Origin of the sequence: Brumimicrobium aurantiacum (assembly GCF_003402975.1) — a bacterium.
Lineage (GTDB): Bacteria > Bacteroidota > Bacteroidia > Flavobacteriales_D > Crocinitomicaceae > Brumimicrobium > Brumimicrobium aurantiacum.
In genome coordinates, this window is sequence record NZ_QURB01000005.1 from 1 (window position 1) to 24,423 (window position 24,423).

17 protein-coding genes and 1 riboswitch are annotated in these 24,423 nt (G+C 35.0%); of the genes, 4 read left to right on the plus strand and 13 right to left on the minus strand.

The window, feature by feature from the left end; genetic code table 11:
- The 4 genes from DXU93_RS14960 to DXU93_RS08755 all read right to left on the minus strand — a co-directional run.
- Positions 1-190, minus strand: a 190-nt coding sequence (locus tag DXU93_RS14960) for a hypothetical protein (RefSeq protein ID WP_133296833.1), incomplete at its 3' end; no start/stop codon positions are given.
- A complete protein-coding gene (locus tag DXU93_RS08745) occupies positions 187-468 on the minus strand; it encodes a T9SS type A sorting domain-containing protein (protein ID WP_116880906.1) in 282 nt (93 codons plus the stop codon). The genes DXU93_RS14960 and DXU93_RS08745, both read right to left, overlap by 4 nt.
- A gap of 19 nt (positions 469-487) precedes the next feature.
- Complete coding sequence (locus tag DXU93_RS08750; RefSeq protein ID WP_116880907.1) at positions 488-1,237, minus strand: hypothetical protein; 750 nt, start codon at positions 1,235-1,237, stop codon at positions 488-490.
- The gene (locus tag DXU93_RS08755; protein ID WP_123776093.1) at positions 1,234-3,345 is read right to left on the minus strand and encodes a T9SS type A sorting domain-containing protein; all 2,112 of its coding nucleotides are present in this window, start codon (positions 3,343-3,345) and stop codon (positions 1,234-1,236) included. The genes DXU93_RS08750 and DXU93_RS08755 overlap by 4 nt, the downstream gene beginning before the upstream one ends.
- Positions 3,346-3,546: 201 nt before the next feature.
- Between DXU93_RS08755 and DXU93_RS08760 the strand changes: the two genes are divergently transcribed.
- From DXU93_RS08760 to DXU93_RS08770, 3 genes are all read left to right on the plus strand, one after another.
- A complete protein-coding gene (locus DXU93_RS08760) occupies positions 3,547-4,113 on the plus strand; it encodes an AraC family transcriptional regulator (RefSeq protein WP_116880909.1) in 567 nt (188 codons plus the stop codon).
- A gap of 138 nt (positions 4,114-4,251) precedes the next feature.
- On the plus strand, positions 4,252-6,477 hold the full coding sequence (locus DXU93_RS08765) for a heavy metal translocating P-type ATPase (RefSeq protein ID WP_116880910.1): 2,226 nt from the start codon (positions 4,252-4,254) through the stop codon (positions 6,475-6,477).
- Between the two features lie 26 nt (positions 6,478-6,503).
- On the plus strand, positions 6,504-6,716 hold the full coding sequence (locus tag DXU93_RS08770) for a heavy-metal-associated domain-containing protein (protein ID WP_116880911.1): 213 nt from the start codon (positions 6,504-6,506) through the stop codon (positions 6,714-6,716).
- Positions 6,717-6,780: 64 nt separating this feature from the next.
- Here DXU93_RS08770 and DXU93_RS08775 read toward each other — a convergent pair whose 3' ends face one another.
- From DXU93_RS08775 to DXU93_RS08815, 9 genes are all read right to left on the minus strand, one after another.
- Positions 6,781-7,287 (minus strand): hypothetical protein, encoded by a 507-nt coding sequence (locus tag DXU93_RS08775; protein ID WP_116880912.1) that lies wholly within the window; start codon positions 7,285-7,287, stop codon positions 6,781-6,783.
- A 15-nt stretch (positions 7,288-7,302) separates the two neighbouring features.
- Positions 7,303-7,584, minus strand: a complete 282-nt coding sequence (locus tag DXU93_RS08780) for a hypothetical protein (RefSeq protein ID WP_116880913.1) — start codon at positions 7,582-7,584, stop codon at positions 7,303-7,305.
- Positions 7,585-7,692: 108 nt separating this feature from the next.
- Complete coding sequence (locus DXU93_RS08785) at positions 7,693-9,045, minus strand: T9SS type A sorting domain-containing protein (protein WP_165851371.1); 1,353 nt, start codon at positions 9,043-9,045, stop codon at positions 7,693-7,695.
- 138 nt (positions 9,046-9,183) lie between these two features.
- Entirely contained in the window at positions 9,184-11,472 is a 2,289-nt protein-coding gene (locus DXU93_RS08790; RefSeq protein ID WP_116880915.1) for a LamG-like jellyroll fold domain-containing protein, read from the minus strand.
- Between the two features lie 179 nt (positions 11,473-11,651).
- Positions 11,652-14,438 carry a GEVED domain-containing protein gene (locus tag DXU93_RS08795; RefSeq protein ID WP_116880916.1) on the minus strand — a complete coding sequence of 929 codons (2,787 nt, stop codon included), beginning with the start codon at positions 14,436-14,438 and terminating at the stop codon, positions 11,652-11,654.
- A 320-nt stretch (positions 14,439-14,758) separates the two neighbouring features.
- Positions 14,759-17,638: a GEVED domain-containing protein gene (locus DXU93_RS08800; RefSeq protein WP_116880917.1), complete on the minus strand. Its 2,880-nt coding sequence runs from the start codon at positions 17,636-17,638 to the stop codon at positions 14,759-14,761.
- Between the two features lie 194 nt (positions 17,639-17,832).
- Positions 17,833-20,703 (minus strand): GEVED domain-containing protein, encoded by a 2,871-nt coding sequence (locus DXU93_RS08805; protein WP_116880918.1) that lies wholly within the window; start codon positions 20,701-20,703, stop codon positions 17,833-17,835.
- Between the two features lie 230 nt (positions 20,704-20,933).
- Positions 20,934-23,402, minus strand: a complete 2,469-nt coding sequence (locus tag DXU93_RS08810) for a TonB-dependent receptor (protein ID WP_205679250.1) — start codon at positions 23,400-23,402, stop codon at positions 20,934-20,936.
- Positions 23,403-23,484: 82 nt separating this feature from the next.
- A riboswitch (TPP riboswitch) is annotated at positions 23,485-23,582 on the minus strand.
- Between the two features lie 24 nt (positions 23,583-23,606).
- Positions 23,607-24,056: an SRPBCC family protein gene (locus tag DXU93_RS08815; RefSeq protein WP_116880919.1), complete on the minus strand. Its 450-nt coding sequence runs from the start codon at positions 24,054-24,056 to the stop codon at positions 23,607-23,609.
- 142 nt (positions 24,057-24,198) lie between these two features.
- Here DXU93_RS08815 and DXU93_RS08820 point away from each other — a divergent pair, with 142 nt between their 5' ends.
- A complete protein-coding gene (locus tag DXU93_RS08820) occupies positions 24,199-24,351 on the plus strand; it encodes a YqaE/Pmp3 family membrane protein (protein WP_116880920.1) in 153 nt (50 codons plus the stop codon).
- Positions 24,352-24,423: the final 72 nt, after the last annotated feature.

A 24,423-nucleotide genomic window follows, 5' to 3' on the forward strand; every position in this document is an offset into this window, starting at 1 on the left:
TCTTTTGTCTTTGAAAAACAACTCCCAATTCTCCTTTTACAGAATTGTAAGTATTGCCATTTTCTGCAGAATATAATAAAGGTCCATAAAGGCTAAATGAGGTTTTCACAACTAAACCCATATTTCTATCTTCCTGCGAATTAGCAAATCCAGTTATCAAAAATATTATTATAAATATTAATACTCTCATAGCTTAATCAGTTTAAAGGATCTATTTTGATTGATAAAAGTGAGGATGTACATGCCGCTTGAAAAGTTCGCAGTGTTCACTCTTGATTGTCCCTTCTCAATTTCATAGTTACCTATAACTTTTCCTTTTGCAGACTTTAAAACCATTTGGTCTTTTTGAGGACTTCGGATAGAGATATGATTTTGGAATGGGTTAGTAGAAAATTCTGCAACACCTGTGAAACCAAGGGTCATTTTCCTCTCATAAGCCATTTTTATATTTGGATTCTCGGGTTTCATATTTTCAATTTACGGAAAATTATTGGGGTTTGGGTTTGTTTTTAAAAGAGAAGGAGTAAGCTAAGCCTAATTGTACATCGAGCATGTGGAAATAATGAGTTTCTGAGGGAACCTTTTTTAACTTTTCATAAATATCCTCATCTTCTTTCCATTCGGCATACTTTGTTTTCATTATTCTTAAACCGTATCCTACACCAAGATTGACATTAAAATTTTTATTAATCTTAAAAGTGTAACCACCAGTTACACTGCTGATAAATGGCGTAGAAATATAGAAGTAAGACCAATACTCTGTTTTAGGTGATGGATATCCATTAAGAAGAAGGGGATAATCCCTAAAACCATAAGAGTCATTTAAATAGGCAGACCTTGAGTTTGTTGAAACTTCACTAGAGATAAGAAATGAAATATAAGGTGAGAATCGTGTGTTTCTATTGAAAATTATAGCCCCTCCTCCTCCTAAGAAGTGACTCCTATATTTAAAAAACTTTTTGTTAAGTATGCTACCAAAGAAATCACTAGGAATAAAATTACCTGATAGTTGATAATTTACGAAAAAGTTAATTTTGCTTTTCTTAGTAGACAATTCCATACCTAAACTTGTATTAATACCTAGAAAGGACTGTTCAATGTAAGTTGTATTAAAGGATTTATGAAAAACATAAAATGAATTGGTGTTTGAAATGGAAACAACCGGTTTTAACTCAACTTGTGTCAAAACATGTAAAGAAGAAATAAAGCAAAATAAAATTAAAGTTTCTCTAATCATCGTTTTACAATTTTAAAAGTTTCACCTTGTCCAACGAAACGAACAAAATATATCCCACTCGTTAATGCTTCAGTTTGTAAACGATTTTGGCCACTTGAAATCCTTTCCTTTAGAATAATTCTTCCAGTAGGATCCTTAATTATCATCTCATCATCAACTGGACTTTCTACAATAAAGTAATCTTCAAAAGGGTTAGGGTAAACTTTTAGTGAAGGCGCTTGAGTCAAGGTATCATGGTCAATAGCTAAAAACTCCTTTAAAAATACATCTGTTGAATCTTCTGTGATATCGTTGTTTTGCATCATGCCGTTATAATCTTCACTTTTGGCTACAAACCAAATTACAGGTCTGTTTTGCCAATGTTCTTCAACATAGAGTTCGGGGTAGCGGAGTTTAAGCTTACCTCCAATTGAGCTTAATTTGTTATCTGTAGAGATATATTGGATTGTACCATTTATATCTCCATAAAAATCAACATCATAAGTTTTTAAAGTTAAAACGTCATCAACTTTTAACACTTCTAAATTTTTAATGTCGTCCCATTGAAAATTATATAATGAATTTACTGGGTTATTTCCTGGGTTATTCCAACCAACATTATCACATATTCCTCCAGAACTTTGTGTATAAACATTGTAAGTTCTGTTTTTTATGTAACCTACAATTATTTCTTGGTTACTTGAAACATACGATTGCATCTCGACTGCCTCAACATCATCATAATCATTTTCTTTTAATTTTCCTTTCCCCATCCCATGCTTCCAATCGCCCCAGCCATCACTCAAGGTATTAATCACATCATCACCATTCATGTGGTTTTGGGCTCTAAAAGTGTTCTTCCAAAGTTCAATATAATTTGCAGTATGTTCCGCTCTACCATTCCATAAGTGAAACCCAGCAACTCCGGTGAAACCGAGGGTCATTTCATCTACAGAACGTAAATCATAATTTGAACAAGAGCTATAACTATCACGTATACCACCTTCTGGAATAATTACAGGAACAGGGTGTAAGTCATTAATAGCTCTTTCAATATTTATGTCTTTTACGAATTTATACATAGAAGAATTACTAGAAACAATTAACTCATTTGGTTTCACATAGTAAGGATTAAACCCTATAATATCAATACTACCCAAAGCTATACTTTGTTTATCAAAAACGTTAGCTGTTGCCCCCATATCTATACCTACTAATTGACGATTCCATGAAAGTGAATCTTTAATATATCTTGAGATAACATCATGATAATTAGAAACCGCATTCCTTACAATATTATGTTCAGGATGATTTTGATCTCCAAACGGTGAGCCTCCAACTGGATGGGAGTTTAAATGAAAAGGTTCACTTAATAGCTCCCATTCATAAATTTGAGTTGAATAACCATAACGTGATAATATATAACGCGTACGTTGTTTATGGTAATTTAAGTCTTCCTGGTTTGTAAACATTTCATGTGGTTTTTTACCTCCGGGACCGGGATCATCATTGTAGCAATAGTATGGATAATTAGCATTTATATGAGTACCATTAGTGTCAAGGTGCTCCCAACACCAATCAGGGTAATAATTACGGTACATAAACTGCGATTGGTACATTAAATCATAAATCATTAGTCCATCATATTCTTCACATAAATCAATAAGCTTATCAATTTCTGAAGCGTAATGCAATCTGTTATAATAATTTCCTTTTTCTTCAAATTCAATTGAACTTGACCATGGCATCGCAACGAATCTAATAAATTTCGGTTTGTTAGGATCACCATATTGATTACCTAAACTGAAGTAACTCTCTACTTCGTCAAGGTAATCATTCCACACTGTAATATCAGTACAATTTTCGGTATTTGGAGTTATACTAGAAAAATTACCACCACACTCTTGCCCCGTGTCTCCACCTGGAGAAGGAAAATTCTGCCCAACAGGGAAAATCATACGACCATCCCTAGTTAAATTTCTTTTGTTTGAATGTACTTGAACATATCCAGGATCACCGCTCTCTATTACATTAAAGTTAAATGTATTTGAACGGTGAACCATTTGACCATTTACTTTTATTTTGATAAACTCGCCTGTGTGTGTGTGTGTGTGTGTGTGTGTGAACACAAATTCATTAGGGTGTTTTTCATAATAGTAGTATTATATAAATCACATCTAAGCTAAGAACAATTTATTGATTTTCAAATATTTTCTTATTTTTTTTATTAGCTATATGCTGTTGACGTAGGCATATTGCATATAGTTTAATGCTTATGGCCTAAAGTCAAATCCAAAAACTTTTAGTAATTTCGAATTACAATTTAGGTCATGACAAAAACGCTTCACATAAAAAATATGGTTTGTCCACGGTGTATTGCCGCAGTGGAAAAGGTGATGCTTCAATTGGAAATACCTGTGGAGAAAGTTGAGTTAGGTCAAGTTTATCTCAAACACGTTTTAAATGACGATCAACTGAAACAACTAATGACAGCACTTCAAACTTTAGGTTTTGAATTACTTTCTTCTAAAAATGCACAACTGATTTCAGAAATCAAGACGCTAATTATTGAGCAAATTCACCACAAAAAAGAACCATTAACCCAAAACTTCTCTGCATTTCTTAGTGAAGAGTTAGGATATGATTATTCTTATTTGAGTCGCTTATTTTCAAACATGGAAAAAATAACCATTAATCGTTTTATTGTTGTTCAGAAAATTGAAAAGGTAAAAGAGCTACTTTCTTATGGTCAATTATCGTCAGCCGAAATCGCACATCAACTCAATTACAATAGTGTTGCATACCTTTCTGGTATTTTCAAAAAGGAAACCGGTATGACCTTGACGGAATATAAGGAGTCTAATGATTTGAAGAGGAAAGGGATTGGTGGTTGGTAAGGGTGATTTGCAAATCACCCTTACCAAATCACCCATACAAAATCACCCTTACCAAAAAATCATATCCTTTTCGCAGAAAAGTGTAACACATTTTATAAATACATCCTTGATATTTGTAACTCATAAATACAAACAAAAATGAGCACACAAACAATAGAAAAATCTACTTTTCCAGTTACTGGAATGTCATGTGCAGGTTGTGCCTCGAGTGTAGAGAATATTCTAAAAAAAACCGATGGTGTTTCAAATGCTGAAGTCAATTTTGCATCAAATACTGTTTTGGTAAGCTATGATACACAAATTGTAAGTCAAGAACAACTGCAATCGAACTTGCAAGGCGCTGGATATGACATCATCATCAATTCAGAAAATGCCGAGGAGGAACAAACAGCTTTACAAGACAAAGAATATAAGGAAGTTAAGAAAAGAACACTTTGGGCAGGAATATTGACTTTACCTGTTTTTATTTTGGGAATGTTTTTTATGCAATGGGAACCTGGAAAGTACATCTCGCTTATATTCACCATTCCTGTATTGTTTATTTTTGGACGTAGTTTTTTCATCAACACATGGAAACAGGCCAAAAACAAAAGCGTAAACATGGACACATTAGTCGCTCTGAGTACAGGAATTGCTTTTACCTTTAGTGTTTTCAGTACTTTTTTCCCTTCTTTTTTTGAAAGTAGAGGAATTGAAGCCCATGTTTATTATGAAGCTGCCACTGTAATTGTGACTTTTATTCTATTGGGAAAAGTTTTTGAAGAAAAAGCAAAATCGAATACCTCAACAGCTTTGAAAAAGCTAATGGGATTACAGCCAAAAACTTTGCGTGCAATCATAAATGGTGAAGAACAAGAAATTCCAATTGATGCAGTTGAAAAAGGAAATACAATTATCATACGTCCAGGTGAAAGAGTTCCAGTAGATGGCACAGTAATCAAAGGAAATTCTTTTGTAGATGAAAGCATGATTACTGGTGAGCCTACAGCTGTTGAAAAAACAAAAGGAGAAAAAGTTTTCGCTGGAACAGTAAATCAAAAAGGAAGCTTTCAATTTAGGGCCGAAAAAGTGGGGAAAGACACTTTTCTTTCACAAATTATTACGCGTGTTCAAGAAGCGCAAGGAAGTAAAGCTCCAGTGCAAAAGTTGGTCGATAAAATCGCGAGTATATTCGTTCCAACGGTAATTGGAATTGCAGTTTTAACTTTTATCATTTGGATGATTGTTGGTGGAGAATTGGCTTTTTCCCATGGATTAACCACTGCCATTGCGGTATTGATTGTTGCTTGTCCATGTGCTTTGGGTTTAGCCACACCAACTGCCATTATGGTTGGTATTGGTAAAGGAGCGGAAAACAACATTCTCATAAAGGATGCCGAAAGCTTAGAATTGGGACATAAAGTAGATGCGATTATTCTCGACAAAACAGGAACGATCACCAAAGGCAAACCCAATCTGACAGACGAAAAATGGTTAATCAAGGAAAACAAGGAAGTTTTGCGTTCTAAACTATTGGCATTGGAAGCTGATTCAGAACATCCTTTGGCTGATGCAGTGATACGAAAATTAAAAGAAGATGGGATGACGCCTTCTCCAATGAAAGATTTTAAGAGTATTACAGGACAAGGAGTTCAGGCTGTAGATGAAGAAGGAAAAGCTTATTTCATTGGAAATAGGGCTTTAGTTAAAGCACAAGGAATTACAATTGACGAACAACTTAATGAAACAATACAAACTTGGCAAAACGAAGCTAAAACGGTAGTTTTCTTTACAGATGAACAACAATTGATTGCCATTTTAGGAATTGCAGATGAAATTAAAACGAATTCTGTTCAAGCAATTAAAGACTTGAAAGATTTAGGTGTTGCAGTTTACATGTTAACAGGAGATAATCAAAAAACTGCAGCAGCTGTGGCAAAACAAGTTGGAATTACAGATTTCAAAGGGGATGTTATGCCTTCTGACAAGTCAGATTTCGTAAAAAAATTGCAAAAAGAAGGTCGTATTGTAGCCATGGTTGGAGATGGAATAAACGATTCTGAAGCATTGGCTCAAGCAGATGTAAGTATCGCAATGGGACATGGTTCTGACATTGCGATGGATGTGGCCAAAATCACTTTAACCACTTCAGATTTAGCAACAATTCCAAAAGCCTTAAAACTGTCATCAAAAACGGTAAAAGGAATACGTCAGAACTTATTCTGGGCCTTCTTTTATAATGTAATCAGTATTCCAATTGCAGCTGGAGTGCTCTATTCAGTAAATGGATTTTTACTCGACCCTATGATTGCTGGAGCAGCGATGGCCTTTAGTTCGGTTTCTGTGGTATTGAATAGTTTGAGGTTGAAACAAGTGAAATTATAATTTGAAATTTTTAAAAAATAAAAAACATGAAAACATTAAAATTTAAAACGACATTAAAATGTGGAGGTTGTGAAGAAAAAGTCACACCCGGAATAAACAATATCGAAGCCATAAAAGAATGGGATATCGATTTTGGAAGTGATGATAAAATACTTACGATTAATGCTTCAATTGATGTTTCTAAAGAAGTGATCAATGCCGTTGAAAAAGTCGGATTTGAAATAGAACAAATCGATTAACCAAAAGAGTAATATTTACGTGTTCGGCTGATGGTACTGATTTACATTCAGCCGAATGCTTTTACTATAAATTCTTAAACACAAATCCAATATTAACTATCGGACCTTGGCCGATATTTCTGCCACTTAAGACATAGGCAGCACTTAGATAACTTCCAAACCGTTGTCCTAATGGTTTGTAAAATGTACCCCCAACTTTATGATAACTTACCCCTAATTCACGGAATGAAGGCGGTGCTGGAGTTCCTTTGTAATCAAATCCACCACTGGTATACATGTTTTCATACCAAAAATCAAAATAATATGTTGCCGTAGCTTTTCCAACTTTTAGACTTGCATTTGTTGCATTAGGTACAGGATCAAATTTATAATTATAAGCGAACTGAGCTGTTGCAAACCATGCTCCATTCTGATAATGCAATACTGGTCGAATGTCTAAGATTTTTGCTTGTTGACCAATTGCATCAACTCCACCCACTTGGTAATCGGCAAGGTTTGAAGAATACCCACCGGCAAGGCTAAATGAAAGTACACCTTTTTCTAATCTCTTTTGAGCGATAAGATATTTCAAAAATAAACTTCCATCTTAAATGGAACTTTCATTTCCTATCATTACATAGGGAATATTCAAGTAAATATCGAAACAATCGGTTATTCCTGAAGCTACTGTCAGACTCGAATAATAAATTTCTCTAGAAAGAGATATTTTATCAGTTCCTGCAAAGTAATGCGAAGCAAATTCTACCCCTCCACCGATGGCAAGTTCTATATTTCCTTTTCCCTTATAAAAACCATCAACACGACCTTGTGCAAAGGAGAATTGAACATTAATTATTAAAAAGACAGCAACAAATAAAATGTATTTCATAATCAGAGTTTAGAATTGAATGATGAAAATTGGACTGTAATAATCCTAATTCAAGGAGCGGTCACAACAAAATCACCATTTGATATACATTCTAACACCGATTCCTCCTTATTGTTTTACCACTTTAAAAGTTTTACTTTCATCTGTATTATAAATCCTTAGCGTATAAATTCCTTTTTCCAGATGATCAATTGAAAGTGTTACTTTCCCAGTATTATTGAGTGCTGAATTTTCAAGCCTCACTGTTCGACCATTCATGTCTAACATTTCAAATTTTAAGGCTGACACATTAAAAGAATTTTGAATATTTATGTGAGTCGTTGCTGGATTTGGAGCAATAGAAATTTGATTAAAAGCATTATTATCAATTCCCAGTCCACATTCAAAAACATTTAGATTAACAACTGCGGTGTCATCATCGCAATTGGTGTTTTCAACAACATACAAGTAATCATAACTCCCAGGAATGCCTGGTGCTGTAACCATTGAACCAGCCACTTGATTACCAATAAAGTCATACCAAGTTCCACCTAAAGAGCTGTTTCCACTTAAAAATGAAAAAAGGCCAACCGGTTCATTCTCACACACCTGACCTTGACCATTGTTACCTGCCTGATCATATGAGTAAAAAGTTATCGTTGCTACGGTTGTATCATAACAAACTAATCGTTCGATATAAAAAACCTCGTATGTCCCCCCAGGATTCAAAGTAGACACATCAAAACCAGCTCCATACACCAAATTAGGTTGACTTGGATAAGACCAATAACCACCTCCATTGGGTTTCACAATTATACTATCATCTAAATTCACTAAATCACCTGTAATACAAACGGTTGCAGATCCATCTTGACCTGTTGTACTCACACAGTTATCAATGCGCACTTCATCCAATAAAATATCATTGTAAATCGGATGATTTGAAGTTAATGTTTGATTGACCATAAAACGCACTTGAATGGTTTGATTCATAAAAGCCGATAGATCATAATTTTGAAATAGCCATGCTGTTGAATCTCCTGATAAAGTATCCAAATTTGTCCAAGTTGTTCCATCATAAACATCAATGATTAACGGATTATTATCTCCTGGATAATTGGTGTTATCACTATACCATTCAAAAGATAAATAAGGCGTTGTTAATGGAGTTAGATTTATTTCTGGGGAAATTAACATCAAGCTGTCTGGATTTGGATTAGATCCATCTGCTTTGGCAAACGTTCCAACAGATCTACCATTGTTTGCGGAACCGTAATCACCTTGGTCATTAAACATCCAGAAATTTTCAGGACTTGTGTGTACAATTGAAGACAGGTTTTCCCAACACTGCGGGATTATACCACTATCAAAAGCTTCATAAAAAGGAGCATCAGTTGGGGTACATTGTGTTTGGGCCAAGGCCTTAAACCCTAAACCACTTGACAATAAGATGAGAAGTAATATATGTAGATGTGTTTTCATATGTAGTGTATTATTCGTGGCTAAACAACCAGCTAATTTCATTGCAAATTAAAGAATATCAGCGGATAATAAAAATATACACATAAAAAAAGCGCCTCTCCGAAGAAAGACGCTTTAAATTAACAATTAACTTTTTGACTATTGTTTTACAACTTTAAAAGTTTTGTAACCTTCATTGTTATATACTCTTAGTGTATAAACACCATTTTCTAATTCATCAATTGATAAAGTTGTTTTTGTTGCATTATTCAAGGCTTGATTTTCTACCAAAACTACACGCCCATTCATGTCCAACATTTCTATTTTTAAATCAGAAGTGTTTGAAGGGTTTACAATGTGTAATTGTGATGTTGCAGGATTAGGATAAACTGAAAGTTCAGTAAACATTTCACCTTCGATTGAAAGATAATCACAGTCGGATCTAACAACTACCTCCGCGATAGAAGTATCTGCAGGACAAACACCATTATCTGCGATATATGTATAATTATACGTTCCCGGTACATTTGAGGCGATTGGCTGTTGAGTTGTCAATAAGCTCCCTGAGAAATCGTACCATTCTCCCCCTAGATCAATTTGACCTGACAAAATACCGATTAAATCGATTGGTTGATTCATACATACCTCAACAGTACCATCTTCCCCTGCTTTTGATTCGTCGTACACATTTATTGTAGCTATGGTTGTATCATAACACACATAACGTTCGACATAATAAACATCGTAAGAACCTGGTGTTAGATATTCAAAATTAAAGACAGAATCTTGTGTCAGAAACGCAGGTTCATTTGGGAAAGACCAAATACCTCCTCCATTAGGTTTTGTAATGATTCCATTATTTAAATCAATAGTATCTTGAAAAGCACAAACATTCACACTTCCATCTTGACCTCCAAGGCTAATACAGTCATCCACTCTAATTTCATCAAGTAATATATCGTTATACCAAGAATAACTATTTGTAACAGATTTATTGACCATAAAACGAACTTTTATATCATTCCCTTGATACGTTGATAAATCGTAATTAACAAAAATCCATTCAGTACTATCACCTCGTAAAGTATCTATCAAATTCCATGAGCTACCATCAAACACTTCTATGATCAAAGGAACATTATCACCTGGATTGTTTGTATTATTACTAAACCATTCGAATGACAAGTAAGGAGTGTTTAATTGAGAAATATCAATTAGAGGAGTAACCAACATCACACTATCTGAGTAGGGTGAATTCCCATCAACTTTAGTAAATTCTCCTGCATTTTTACCATTATTTGCTGCGCCATAATCACCTTGATCATTAAAATTCCAAAAATTATTTACACTTGTACTCGGATCTGAAGATAGATTTTCCCAACATGTTGGTTGCGCCGCACTGTTGAAACCTTCATAAAATGGTGCCACCTCAACTCCACATGCTGTTCTAATAGATATTGGTCCTAATGTATAATCGTCATTACCGTTGTTACAATTTTCAGTAATTATTACAGAGTAATCAGTATTAGGCGTTAAACCAGTGATACTTTCAGTTGTTGATGTACCTGTAATTGTACCAGTACTTTGAAGACCTGTACCAGGCGTAAATCCAGCAGGACCATATTCAAATATATAATCATCATTCCCTGAACCATGATCCCATGTAAAATCAAAGCTAGTTGCAGTTACATTGGAAAAGCTTGTATTGGTAATTACACCACAAACAATATTTAAGGGCAATGTTTGATTATATGTAGAAGAAATTTCAGCAACGCTTAAAGCTCTATTATATAAACGAAACTCATCCATTTGGCCATCTAACCCTGTATTACTAGATCCTCCATAAGATCCAACACTAAAATTACTTCCGCTAATTGTCAAATTTGTTGATTGCACTTCTGAGTTAACAGAAACTCCATCTACAAAAACTTCACTCATTCCTGTTGATGCAGTATAGGTTATTGTAACGACACTTCCGCCTGTTACGCCTAAAACATTGGGAATTTCTAAATCTGTCCATCCAGTCCCACGTAAAACAAGACCATCAGTAGGTGCGACCCCTCCAGCAAAACATCTGAAAGATCCTGCTGTTGCATCCCCAAAAATATACCTAGTTCCCGATGGTTCATTCATATTCACCCAAAAAGAAATTGTCCAATCACCTGTCAATGATGTTGAATAATTTGTATTAATATAGTTTGTTGTCCCTGAAACTCCAGACCCTTCTAATGCAGATCCAAACTGACCAATTCCAGATTGAGATAAAGATCCGTTAATGGTTCCTGACCCTGAACTTCCTGGATTCGCATGATTAGTTACCATTGTCCCTGACTGATCAAATTTGTAGTACAAAATTTCAGGAACATTAAATGTTGTTTGACTGTAGGTATAAAAACTAAATAGTAGAATACATATACTACAGAGCAAATTAATAGATAATTTTTTCATCAGTATTTTTTTTGTGTTTGATCAAAATTACATTATTTATTTCAGTAAAAAAAATATAAAATTCCTGATTCAAATTCTATATACCATTTTTTAAAAAACAATCATAATTTGCATCTACTGACACATACAAAAAAAGCGCCTTTCCGAAGAAAGACGCTTTTAGTTAAAAATCAACCATATTATTGTTTAACAACTTTGAAAGTTTTGTAACCTTCATTATTGTAAACTCTTAAAGTATAAACTCCATTTTCTAAATGATTTATTGTTAATGTTGCTTCTGAAGCATTGTTCAATGCTTTATCTTCAACCATTACAACCCGACCATTCATGTCTAACATTTCGATTTTCAATTCAGAAGTGTTAGATGGGTTAACGATATTTAGTACTGATGATGCTGGGTTAGGGTAAACTGAAACATCAGCAAACATTTCACCTTCGATTGATAAGAAATCACAATCTGGTCTAACTGATACTTCAACCACAGCAGTATCCGCAGGACAAACACCATTATCTGCAATATACTCATAGTTATAACTTCCAGGTATATTTGCAGCTATTGCTTGGGAACCTACAAGAGTTCCTTGATAATCATACCATTCTCCACCTAAGTCTACATTTCCTGAAAGAACACCATAAAGATTAATTGGTTCGTTTTGACATACTTCAATTACACCACCTTGACCAGCTCTTGATTCATTATAAATATTAATAGTGGCAAAAGTCGTGTCATAACACACGTTTCTCTCAACATAATACAAATCGTAACCTCCTTCAGAAAGAGAAGACACACTAAGAACTGAATCTTGGTTTAGGTATTCTGGATGATCAGGAAAAGACCAATTACCAGAACCTGTTGGTTTAACAATAATATTATCATTAAGGTTCACTGTATTGTCAAATCGACATACATCAAACACACCATCAACTCCTCCTAAATCAATACAATCATCAACTCTTACATTATCGAGTAAGATATCATTATACCATGAATAATTTATCGTTACTGATTTATTCACCATAAAACGAACTTGAATGATATTATTTGCAAAAGCATTTAAATCGTAGTTAACGAATCTCCATTCAGGATCATCACCTTTAAGGGTATCAATGTGATTCCAGTTTGTACCATCAAACACTTCAATAATCAATGGAACATTATCTCCTGGATTTTCTATATTGTTACTAAACCATTCAAAAGAAAGGTATGGGTTTGCTAATTGAGAGATATCAATTTGAGGAGTAATCAACATCACACTATCCGCATAAGGAGAATTACCATCTACTTTAGTAAATTCTCCTGCTAATCGTCCATTATTAGCAGCACCATAATCTCCTTGATCATTGAAATTCCATGAGTTATTACTACTTGAACTAGGGTCTGAAGACAAGTTTTCCCAACATTGTGGTTGAACTGCATTGTTAAATCCTTCATAGAAAGGAGCTACGGCAATACCGCAGTCTGTATATTGTGAAATTGGTCCTCTCCAATCACTTGAATCACCAGCTCCACAGTCTGTACGTACATAAAACTCATATTCAATACTTGGGTTTAATCCAGTCACTGTAAAAGGGTTTGTTGAAGCGACAACTTCTGTTCCGTTACCAGGAACAAAACCTGACAAACCATATTCAATCACCCAGTTTGTAGCTCCATTCAGTTCATTCCATTCTAATTCAACACTATTTGTTCCTACAGAAACTGTATCAATTTCAATTGGAGGAAGACAAGAAGGAGAAGTCACTATATCCAAAGTATAATCCTCAGCTTCTGCGCTAGACCCTGAACAAGCACCAGGATTACTTCCGAAATAGTCAGAAACAACTCTCATTCTGTACTGTCCAGTAGTTGTTCCAAATGGGATCATAAATGAACCTGAAGTTGGCATTGATGTATATCCAGAAGATGTATAAACTTTTTCTGCAGAACTAAAGTTGAAATCATTGTCATAATCTACATAAATAGAAGTACCATACGTAGAAGTGTTACTTGCTTCAATTGTAAAGTCAATAATCTGAGTTTCATAAGCTTGTAAAACAATTGATGTAAAATCAGAATATCCAGCTGCCGTTGTTCCAGCCCCTGAATTTAAATTACTTATATCCTGAACACCTCCAGTTGTTGTAAAAGAATTAATGTGTTGGGGTGAACCACTCGTAATTGTGAAATCACAATATTGATTAGAGAATGAGTATGGACCCGACCAGGCACTTAAATCACCCCCACCACAATCGGATTGAACATAAAAGTCATATTCAGACAATGGTGAAATTGTAAAAGTGTAAGGATTACTCGTAACTCCATTCACAAGAGTACCATTTCCTGGTGTAAATCCTGCAGCACCATACTCTACATTCCATGTTGTAGCAGTATTAACTTCTGTCCATCCGATCTCAGCAGAAGTACTGGTTAAATTTGATGTATAAATATTTTGTGGCGGTAAACAAGAAGGTATATTGACGATCTCAATAGTATAATCTTCTGCTTCAGCGCTAGATCCTGAACAAGCATCAGGGTTACCTCCTAAATAGTCAGCAACCACTCTCATTCTATATTGCCCCAATGCCGTACCTGCAGGAACAGTAAATGAATTAGACAATGGAAATGAGACGTAGCCTGAAGATCCATATACTTTTTCAGCAGAATCAAAGGTGAAATCATTGTTCCAATCAATAAAAATTGATACCCCGTAAGTTGAGGTATTATTAGCCTCAATTGTAAAATCAACCGTTTGCATCTCATAAGATTGTAAAACAGTTGAGGTAAAGTCAGAGTAACCAGCTGTAGTTGAGCCCGCTCCCGAACCTGTGTTATTGATATCTGATACAGCTCCCGTAGTAGCAAAACTATTAATATGCTGGGGATTACTTGATGTGATGGTAAAATCACAATAACTTTGTGCATTAAGGTTTGAGCTTAGTGCAAATGCACCCATAAGCAACAAACCTTTAAAAAATTTTCTTTTCATAAATATTTTATATAGTTTATACAATAGGGCCCAAACATAAGTTCATATCCGAATTAAGACACAGTAAACCTGTTTAATATTTCTTAAACATTTACACATCTAAATACACGGTAAAGCCCAATTTATAAGCAATAATTAACAAAAAAAATTAATCTAAGACAACTAAAAAAAAGTAACTAACTGTTATCGTGCCTTTTTCAGTTCGCACACACGAAAGAATGGTTACACCAATTCCTTTTAAAAAGAAATAAAAATTACAAGCTAATTAAAAAAAAAGCGCCTTTCGCAAGAAAGACGCTTTAAATTAGAAGTTAACTTTATTATTGTTTTACTACTTTGAAAGTTTTGTGACCTTCTTTATTATAAACTCTTAACGTATAAACTCCATTTTCTAAATGGTTTATTGTTATTGCTGCTTCAGAAGCATTGTTCAATGCTTTATCTTCAACCATAACAACACGACCATTCATATCTAACATTTCTATTTTTAATTCAGAAGTATTAGATGGGTTAACGATATTTAGAACTGATGAAGCTGGGTTAGGGTAAACCGAAATATCAGTAAACTCTTCTCCTTCGATTAATAACCAATCACAGTCTTGCCTTACTGTTACTTCAACAATAGAAGTGTCAGCAGGACAAACACCATTATCAGCAATATATTCGTAATTATAAGCTCCAGGAATATTTGCAGCTATCACCTGAGAACCGACAAGTAAACCTTGATAATCATACCATTCACCACCTAAATCAACACCTCCTGATAGAGCACTATATAGACTTATTGGTTCATTTTGACATACTTCAGCTACACCATCATTCCCTGCGCTTGAAGGGTTAAATACATTAATAGTTGCGATTGTTGTGTCATAACAAACGTTTCTTTCAACGTAATAAACATCATAACTACCAACTGGTATACTTAAAACGTTGAATACAGAATCCTGAGTAAGGAATACTGGTTGATTAGGGAATGACCAAATTCCTCCACCATTTGGTTTTGTAATAAGACCTCCGTTTAAGTTAACTGTACTGTCTAATCTACAGACATCCAAATCACCGTCAATCCCTCCTAAATCTATACAATCATCAATTCTCACCTCATCAATAAGAATATCGTTATACTGAGCTAAAGAGTTTGTGGCAGTTTGGTTAACCATAAACCTCACTTGAATAATATTTCCTATGAATGAACTTAAGTCATAGTTTGTAAATAACCATTCAGGATCATCTCCTCTTAAAGTATCAATAAGATTCCAGTTTGTACCATCAAACACTTCGATAATCAACGGAACATTATCACCAGGATTATTTGTATTGTTACTAAACCACTCAAATGAAAGATATGGATTAGTCAATTGAGATAAATCAATTTCAGGAGAAATTAACATCATACTATCAGGTGTAACTGAAGAACCGTCAGCCCATGCGAAGTTACCAGGAGTTCTCCCGTTGTTAGCTGCACCATAACCTTGTACTCCTGAAAATTTCCAAAAATTATTTGTACTTGTACTATTTAAACTAGAGAGATTTTCCCAACATTGTGGTTGAATACCGTTATTAAATCCTTCATAGAAAGGAGCCACAGCAACACCACAATCAGTGTATTGAGTAAATGGACCTCTCCATGCACTTGAGTCACCAGAACCACAATCTGTTAATACATAAAAATCATACTCTGCACTTGGATTTAAACCTGAAACAACAGCAGGATTTGTATTCACACTTATCTGCTGTCCAGCACCAGTACCTTGAGCAAAACCACTTAATCCATACTCTATCACCCAATTTGTAGCTCCATTTAATTCATTCCATTCTAGTTCAACACTACTAGTACTTACACTAACGGTATCGACATCAATTGGAGGTAAACAAGAAGGAGGATTTATTATATTCAAGGTGTAGTCTTCCGCTTCACCATTACTCGCGCTACAAGGGTCTGGAGAAGAGTTGATATATGCAGCAACAACTCTCATTCTATATTGACCAACTGGTGTTCCAGCAGGTATAAAAAACGAACCACTTCCTGGTAATGCCATATAACCACCAGAATTAAACACTTCCTCAGATGATTCAAAATTAAAGTTATTGTTGAAATCAACAAAAATTGACACCCCCCAAATTGTTGAAGTATTACTCGCTACCATATCAAAATCAATGGTTTGCGTTTCATATGCATCAAGCATTGTAGTTGTGAAATCTGAGTAACTTGGAGACGTTGTTCCAGGACCAGAATTTTGATTATTGATATCAATAATACCTCCAGTCGTTTGGAAAGAGTTGATCCATTGTGAAGAACTTGTAGTTGTAAACGTACAGTAAATATTATTAAAAGCATAAGGACCTTTCCACTCACTTAAATCACCTCCTCCACAATCAGATTGCACGTAAAATTCATAATTTGTTTGAGGAGTAATTGTAATATTTAATGGGTTACTATTTGTTCCTGTTACTTGTCCAATATGTGCACCTGTTCCTACTGCAAAACCAGGAGCTCCCCACTCAACATTCCATGTTGTGGAGCCATTAGGATCAGTCCATGATAATTCCGCAGAAGTATTTGAAATATTTGCCGCTAACAGATTATCTGGTTTAAAACAAGTTGGTGCTTCAAACAACCTAACATCATCCAATAATATATCATTATAAAAAGCAGTACCAGGCACTGTTTGATCAATAGAAAACCTAACTTGCACAGTAGCACCTGTAAAGGCTGATAAATCCAAAATTTCTTCTTGCCAAGCAGGATCATCACCACTAAGGGTTGTAATCGTTGTCCAAGTTGTTCCATCATTCACCTCAACTTTCAGAGGCATATTATCTCCTGGGTTATTTGTATTATTACTGAACCAATCAAAACTTAATGCTGGTGTCGTTAAAGGAGACAAATCTACCATTACCGTTGTAAGATCGGTACTCGAAGGGTTTGGTGTAGATCCATCAACCCATGCATAAGTTCCATTTGAACGACCATTTGAGGTAGCTCCATAACCGGGAGCACCCGTAAACTTCCATAATTCATTGGCTGAAGTACCCCCTGAAGTAGTATTTGTGTAACATGACGGCAAAGAACCACCACTAAACTCCTCAAGATAAGGAGCCACTTCTGGCGGACATTGAGCGTTAGAAACATTAGCAAACGAGGCTACGGCTAAAAGAGAAAGCCCAATCCCCTTTACTTTCTTGTAAAAATTGTTCATAAATCGCGTGTTTTTAATTAAAATAATAGGTTAAAAATAATCATTCCAAATCTTTTAACAAAACTTTAAATAATTTATTCACCCCTATTATCAAATAAATCATAGCTATAAAAAAGTAGATCATTTGCGTTGCAGGGCAAAAAAAAAGCACCCCTTAAAAAGGGATGCTTTCCAAACATAGTTTTATGATCAATCTATTGCTTCACAACTTTAAAAGTTTTATGACCTTCATTGTTATAAATTCTTAATGTATAAACACCGTTTTCAAGATGACCTATTGATAAAGTCGCCTCCGAGGCATTGTTTAAAGATTGGTTTTCAACCAATACAACACGTCCATTCATGTCAAGCATTTCAACCTTCAATTCTGAAGCATTGGATGGGTTAACAACGTTTAGCAATGTTGTTGCAGGATTAGGGTAAACTGAAAGATCAGCAAACATTTCTCCTTCAATTGATAAATAATCACAGTCTGGCCTTACAGTCACCTCAACAATTGAAGTATCCGCTGGACAAACTCCGTTATCTGCTATGTATTCATAATTATAACTTCCTGGAATATTTGCAGCTATCGACTGAGAACCTACCAAAGTTCCTTGGTAATCATACCATTCACCTCCTAGATCAACATTCCCTGATAAGGCTCCAAACAAATTCACTGGTTCATTTTGACAAACTTCAACTACACCGTCTTCACCTGCTCTAGACAAATCAAAAACATTAATTGTAGCAGTTGTAGTATCAAAACATACATAACGTTCTACGTAGTAAACTTCGTAAGAACCTGGCGCTAGATAATCAAAGTTAAACACAGAATCTTGCGTTACAAATGTTGGTTCAGAAGGGAAAGTCCAGAAACCAGTTCCATTAGGCTTTGTAATTAGTCCATTATTCAAATCAAGAGTATCTTCTAACCTACAAATGTCAATTGAACCATCGATTCCTCCTAAACTTACACAGTCATCAACTCTTACTTCATCCAATAAGATATCATTATATTGAGCCAATGAATTTGGGAAAGTTTGATTAACCATAAATCTTACCTGAATAATATTACCTTGAAATTGTGTTAAATCAAAATTTGTAAACATCCATTCTGTATCGTCCCCCATTAATGTATCCAACAAGTTCCAATTCGTTCCGTCAAACACTTCGATAATTAAAGGAACATTATCTCCAGGGTTATTTGTATTGTTACTAAACCATTCAAAAGAAAGATAAGGATTTGACAATTGAGAAATATCAATTTCAGGAGTCACCAACATCATACTATCCGGTGTTGTTGAAGAACCATCAGCCCATGCGTAAGTTCCAGCAGCTCTACCATTATTCGTTGCTCCATAACCCGGAGTTCCAGAGAATTTCCAGAAGTTATTTGCACTTGTACTTGTATTATTTGATAGATTTTCCCAACATTGTGGCAGCACAGCATTATCAAATGCTTCATAGTATGGAGCTACAGCTATCCCACAATCAGTAAATTGAGAAAAAGGTCCTCTCCAAGCACTTGAATCACCCGATCCACAATCTGTCATTACATAAAAATCATATTGTGTACTCGGATTTAATCCTGAAATGACAGTTGGATTAGTACTAGTACTTGTCAATTGACCAGAACCCTGAACAAATCCAGTTGTACCGTATTCGATAATCCACTCAGTTGCACCATTAAGCTCAGTCCACTCTAACTCAACCGATGTAGTTGTAACCTCAACCGTATCAATATCTGTTGGAGGCAAACATGAAGGCGGAGTGATAATTTCTAATGTAAAGTCAGCTGCCGACCCCCAAGTTTCGCTACTACAAGGTAATGTATTTGCGTTCGCATACTCACCTCTTACTCTCATACGATAAGTTCCTACTGGAGTTCCAGCTGGAATAGTAATTTGTTGCGTCATAATAGAAGAACCATAAGAAGTAGAAACCATTTCTGTTGCGTGATCAAACACAAAATCATTGTTCCAGTCAACCCACGCTCTTACGGTGTAACTATAAGTGGTTGGATCATAAGAGGAATTTAAATCAAAAGTAAGTGTCTCATAAGCCTGTAACACCTGCGCTGTCTCATCAGTAAACCCACCTGCCGGGTAAGAAGTAGCAGTATGTGAAACATCTGCAATTGCACCATAGGTTTCAATTAATGAAAGAAATTCTGATGTGCTTGTGTAAACTGGTAAACAATATGTATTTGAAAAAGCATAAGGGCCACTCCAAAAACTTTCATCACCACCACCACAATCTGTTTGAACATAGAACTCATATTCAGTTGATGGTGTAATGGTAATTGTTAATGGATTACTATTCGTACCAGTAGATTGACCTATATGCGCTCCTGTACCTACGGCAAAACCAGGCGCTCCCCATTCTACATTCCACGTCGAAGCACCATTATTCTCAGTCCATGTTAAGTCAGCAGAAGTTGCAGAAACATTAGACACAGCCAAATCAGTTGGTTCGTGACAAGTAATTGGATTCGCTATTCTAACTTCATCCAACAGAATATCATTATAAAATGCTGAAGAGGAAGTTACAGTTTGATTTGACCTAAAACGAACTTTAATAAGATTACTTCCTGAATACGCACTCAAGTCATAATATTCTGTTTTCCATAGTGGATCATCCCCCATCAAGGTATCCAAATCATCCCAATTCGTACCATCATATACTTCAATAATCAATGGAACATTATCACCAGGATTATTTGTATTGTTACTAAACCATTCGAAAGAAAGTTCTGGACTTGTTAATCCTGAGACGTCTATCTCTGGAGTTACTAATTCAACATTTGCTACCTCTGGAGTAGACCCATCATTCCAAGCATAAGAACCTGCAGGTCGTCCATTTGCAGTCGCTCCATATCCGGGAGCTCCTGAGAATTTCCAGAAGGCTGATGTACCTGTACCTGAGGAATTATTTTCCCAACATGAAGGCAATGCCCCTCCAGAAAAGCTCTCTGTCCAAGGAGCTACCTCAGCTGTACACTGAGCATTGGATGTTGTTGCGAAAGACGCTGCTGCCAATAAAGACAGGCCAACCCCTTTCATTTTTTTGTAAAAATTATTCATAAATCGCGTGTTTTAAAATTATAATAATTTTACTAAAGTAATTGTTTTTTTAATATTAACAAACAATTTAGCAAATGATTTAACGAGGAGTAATAGCTCGTTTAGCGATGAAATTAAGCCATTCATCTAAAACATCTAATAAAAAAGCCCTTTCCAGACAATATTCTGAAAAAGGCTTTTTTAATTTTTTTTACAAAATCCTAAAAATGAAAGTTGTTTTATTTGTCGTGCTATAATTTTATTAACAATCTCACTAAAAAGTTTCTTCCTGCTTGTGGATAATAAAAGTTTTCTTGAGTTCTTGAGCCATCAACAAGGTATGAAAAAGTATAACCATTGTTTTCATACAGCTCATTAAAAACATTATTTACGCGACCTCCAACTGTTAATTCTTTTATTCCAAAAGCGCTGAAAGTGTATGAAACATCTAAGTGACTTACGAAGTAGGCGTCCATTGCACGATCTTCATTAGATGTATTATCCAAATATTGTTTTCCAACATATTTACTCATTAAACTCACTCTCATTCCTTTTACTGGAGCATAATTCAATGTCAACCCCGCGATAAAAGATGGAGAAAATGCCAAATCAGTCGTCTCATGTAAAATTTCTTCTTGTTCCAGAGTATTGAACGAAGCATCATAACTATCTACATACTCTATAAAGTTGTGGATTTTATTTTGACTCATTGAAAGGTTACCTGTAATTCCAAGTTTTTTGAACATTTGGTAACCACCTTCAAGCTCTAATCCTAACCTGTAACTATCCTCTACATTTGTTCGGGTGTACCCACCAACATCATTGATTTCTCCTGTTAATACTAACTGATTCTCATACTGCATATGATAAACATTAGCATTAAAGAAAGCTTTCTTCACATTCATTTTATACCCTGCTTCTAAATTGTAAAGCACTTCATGTGAAGGTCTGTTTTCAACTGTTTTCTCTCTAAAATCTTTACGTACCGGTTCACGATTTGCTATCGCATAAGATGCATAAAGCGATTGATTTTCTTTTAATCGGTAAGACAAACCTGCTTTTGGATTGAAGAAGTTGTAATAAACACTTTGTCCTATTTCTTCTATATTACCATTCACTTCATCTATACCTAAAAAAGAATAGTCAATATGTCTGTATTGTAAATCAGCAAAAAATGTGAACTTTTTCCATTCATAACTAGATTTTGCATAAAGATTACCATCGTACTTAGTTGAAGAGTTGTTATAGTAATCATCTCCTTTTTCATTATTTGGCATATACTCTGCCCAAATGACTTCACCAAAATGATCTCCAACATATTTATTTAAACCACCACCTAACACAAAATCAAAACCTTTGAAATTATCGTAGTTAATATTAAAGATACCACCACCAAAATGATTATCGAGCCATCTTCTTCTAATTAAATCCATGCTTGTTATGGTTTCAGAATTTACTACTATCGGGTCAAAGCCATATTGTGCAAAGTCATCATCATTTTCATAATTCTCGTAATAACCTGCTCCTCTCGTATAATGTGCTGCGGCTTTTAAATACCAATTTTTATTGAATTGATATCCATAATGCAATTGGTAGTGATCTTGCTGATAATTATCTGTTTCATTATCATAGGTATAAGCGTTATACGTTCTTCCTGATGTCAATAAATTATCCAACTCATCATCAGACAAACCATTTCTAGCTGCATAATCCATCATTGCTTGTTCATCTCCCTCTATTCTACTTTCTGGAGTTCCATACCACGCTTGGTAAGTCTTTTCCTTACCACTAAAAATATTCAACCTTAGCGTCGATTTCTTTCCATGATAAGCTCCCGAAAGGAAAAAGGATTTTAGGTCTGAACTCGCTCTATCAATATATCCATCTGATTTAATTCTTGACAATCGAGCGTCAACAGTAAATTTATTGTTGATCATTCCTGTACCAACATTCACCGAATTTCTGATTGTATTGAATGAACCTCCTGAATTGTCAATTACAGCATAAGGTTCTTGCTTCAACTTGTTGGTTGCAATATTAATACTTGCCCCAAAAGCACCAGAACCGTTTGTAGAAGTTCCAACTCCACGTTGCACCTGCATACTTGAAATTGAAGAAGAAAAATCAGGCATATTTACCCAGAAAACTCCTTGAGATTCCCCATCATTCATTGGAATACCATCAACGGTAACATTTGTTCTTGTCGGATCTACACCTCTAATTCGGTACCCCGTGTATCCAACTCCTGCTCCAGCATCTGAAGTCACAACAGTTGAAGGTGTTGAACCTAGCAAATAAGGCAAATCTTGACCATAATTTTGCTTTTCAATGTCCTCCTCACTGATATTGGTGTAAGTCGTCGGCGTATTTTTATTCGCTCTTACGGCCCTTACATCAATCCCTTCTTGCATTAGCACATAGGTATTCAACTCAAAATTTACCACCTTACTTTCAGTAAGCTGAACTGTTTTCGACATTGTTTCATACCCAAAAAAGCTGGCCTTCAACTCATAGGTTCCTTTGCTAAGGTTTGTAATTTTGTAACTCCCTTCTGACAAGGAGATAGCACCGGTTCTTTCGCCAACAACAGTGATTTTAGCACCTTCCAAGGCTTCACCATAATCGTTTTTAACTTTTCCGGAAATTTGCAATTGTGCGATTGCACTCGATGACAGCAACAATGCCGCTGTTAAGGCTTTCATAACATTTCTTGTTTTCATGTTTTTAAACATTTAACAAGAATCAGGGGCTAATTCTTGGATTTATAATCCTCCGATAATGATCGGAGTCGAATTAACTCTATTCATATTTAGTCATCTTCCCGCCGCAGGTACTAGCCTGATCCGGTTCAATGGGTGTAATCTCAGTCCGTCGTTAAACAGACACCCCTTAGAGACGGCGCAAATATATAAAGTTAATCTTAACTAATTAAAAATCTCCTTCACCTTTTTATTACGGTAATTAAAAATCTCTTGAACTTTGGACTTTACCAATAAGGCATGGGCGATTTTACCGATAAAACCAAGCGGTAAGACATAGGTTAAAACATCTTCCATTTCAACTCCTCCGTTTACAACTTTAAAATGATGTTCATGGTGCCAGATTTTGTAGGGTCCTTTTCGTTGCTCATCCACAAAATAGGACTGGTGCTTTACATGTGTGATTTCAGTGATCCAATTCATTGGAATATTTAATAGAGGTTTAACAGTATATTCTATCATTAATCCTTCGTACATCTCTAAAGGAATTTCATTTTTCACATCAAACCCCATATAATCAGGTGTAATCTTCTTAAGATTAGCAGGAGAAGAAAAAAACTTCCAACACGTATCAATATCCGTTGGTATAAATTGTTTATGCTTAAGTTGAAACATATCTACTTTTCTATACAAACAGTCTAAATACAACTTTGTTCAACAATAAAACTTCAAATTATAAAATTTTTTAAAACATAAGTCTTCAGTCCATTATATCAAATAATAATTGTATTTTAAAGACTTAAACAAAACTATATCTATGTCTATATTAACGATAATACTTAATCTATTTATTCCGCCACTTTCTGTATTTCTACAACATGGTTTGGGCGGAAAATTTCTAATCAGTTTATTACTTACCTTCATCGGTTGGCTTCCTGGTGTTATTTACGCCTTCTATGTCACGAAATAGATTTAGCATTGAACTGTAACCAATCATAAGTATTTCCTTTCCATAAAATCTATAGAATCGATTTCGAATTTA

Excerpts from the sequence above, each read along its gene's own strand:
- DXU93_RS08800 (WP_116880917.1), bottom strand. The coding sequence starts at position 17,638 with ATGAACAATTTTTACAAGAAAGTAAAGGGGATTGGGCTTTCTCTTTTA.
- DXU93_RS08765 (WP_116880910.1), top strand. The coding sequence starts at position 4,252 with ATGAGCACACAAACAATAGAAAAATCTACTTTTCCAGTTACTGGAATG.
- DXU93_RS08780 (WP_116880913.1), bottom strand. The coding sequence starts at position 7,584 with ATGAAATACATTTTATTTGTTGCTGTCTTTTTAATAATTAATGTTCAA.
- DXU93_RS08790 (WP_116880915.1), bottom strand. The coding sequence starts at position 11,472 with ATGAAAAAATTATCTATTAATTTGCTCTGTAGTATATGTATTCTACTA.
- DXU93_RS08750 (WP_116880907.1), bottom strand. The coding sequence starts at position 1,237 with ATGATTAGAGAAACTTTAATTTTATTTTGCTTTATTTCTTCTTTACAT.
- DXU93_RS08745 (WP_116880906.1), bottom strand. The coding sequence starts at position 468 with ATGAAACCCGAGAATCCAAATATAAAAATGGCTTATGAGAGGAAAATG.
- DXU93_RS08815 (WP_116880919.1), bottom strand. The coding sequence starts at position 24,056 with ATGTTTCAACTTAAGCATAAACAATTTATACCAACGGATATTGATACG.
- DXU93_RS08770 (WP_116880911.1), top strand. The coding sequence starts at position 6,504 with ATGAAAACATTAAAATTTAAAACGACATTAAAATGTGGAGGTTGTGAA.
- DXU93_RS08820 (WP_116880920.1), top strand. The coding sequence starts at position 24,199 with ATGTCTATATTAACGATAATACTTAATCTATTTATTCCGCCACTTTCT.
- DXU93_RS08805 (WP_116880918.1), bottom strand. The coding sequence starts at position 20,703 with ATGAATAATTTTTACAAAAAAATGAAAGGGGTTGGCCTGTCTTTATTG.
- DXU93_RS08810 (WP_205679250.1), bottom strand. The coding sequence starts at position 23,402 with ATGAAAACAAGAAATGTTATGAAAGCCTTAACAGCGGCATTGTTGCTG.
- DXU93_RS08785 (WP_165851371.1), bottom strand. The coding sequence starts at position 9,045 with ATGAAAACACATCTACATATATTACTTCTCATCTTATTGTCAAGTGGT.
- DXU93_RS08795 (WP_116880916.1), bottom strand. The coding sequence starts at position 14,438 with ATGAAAAGAAAATTTTTTAAAGGTTTGTTGCTTATGGGTGCATTTGCA.
- DXU93_RS08760 (WP_116880909.1), top strand. The coding sequence starts at position 3,547 with ATGACAAAAACGCTTCACATAAAAAATATGGTTTGTCCACGGTGTATT.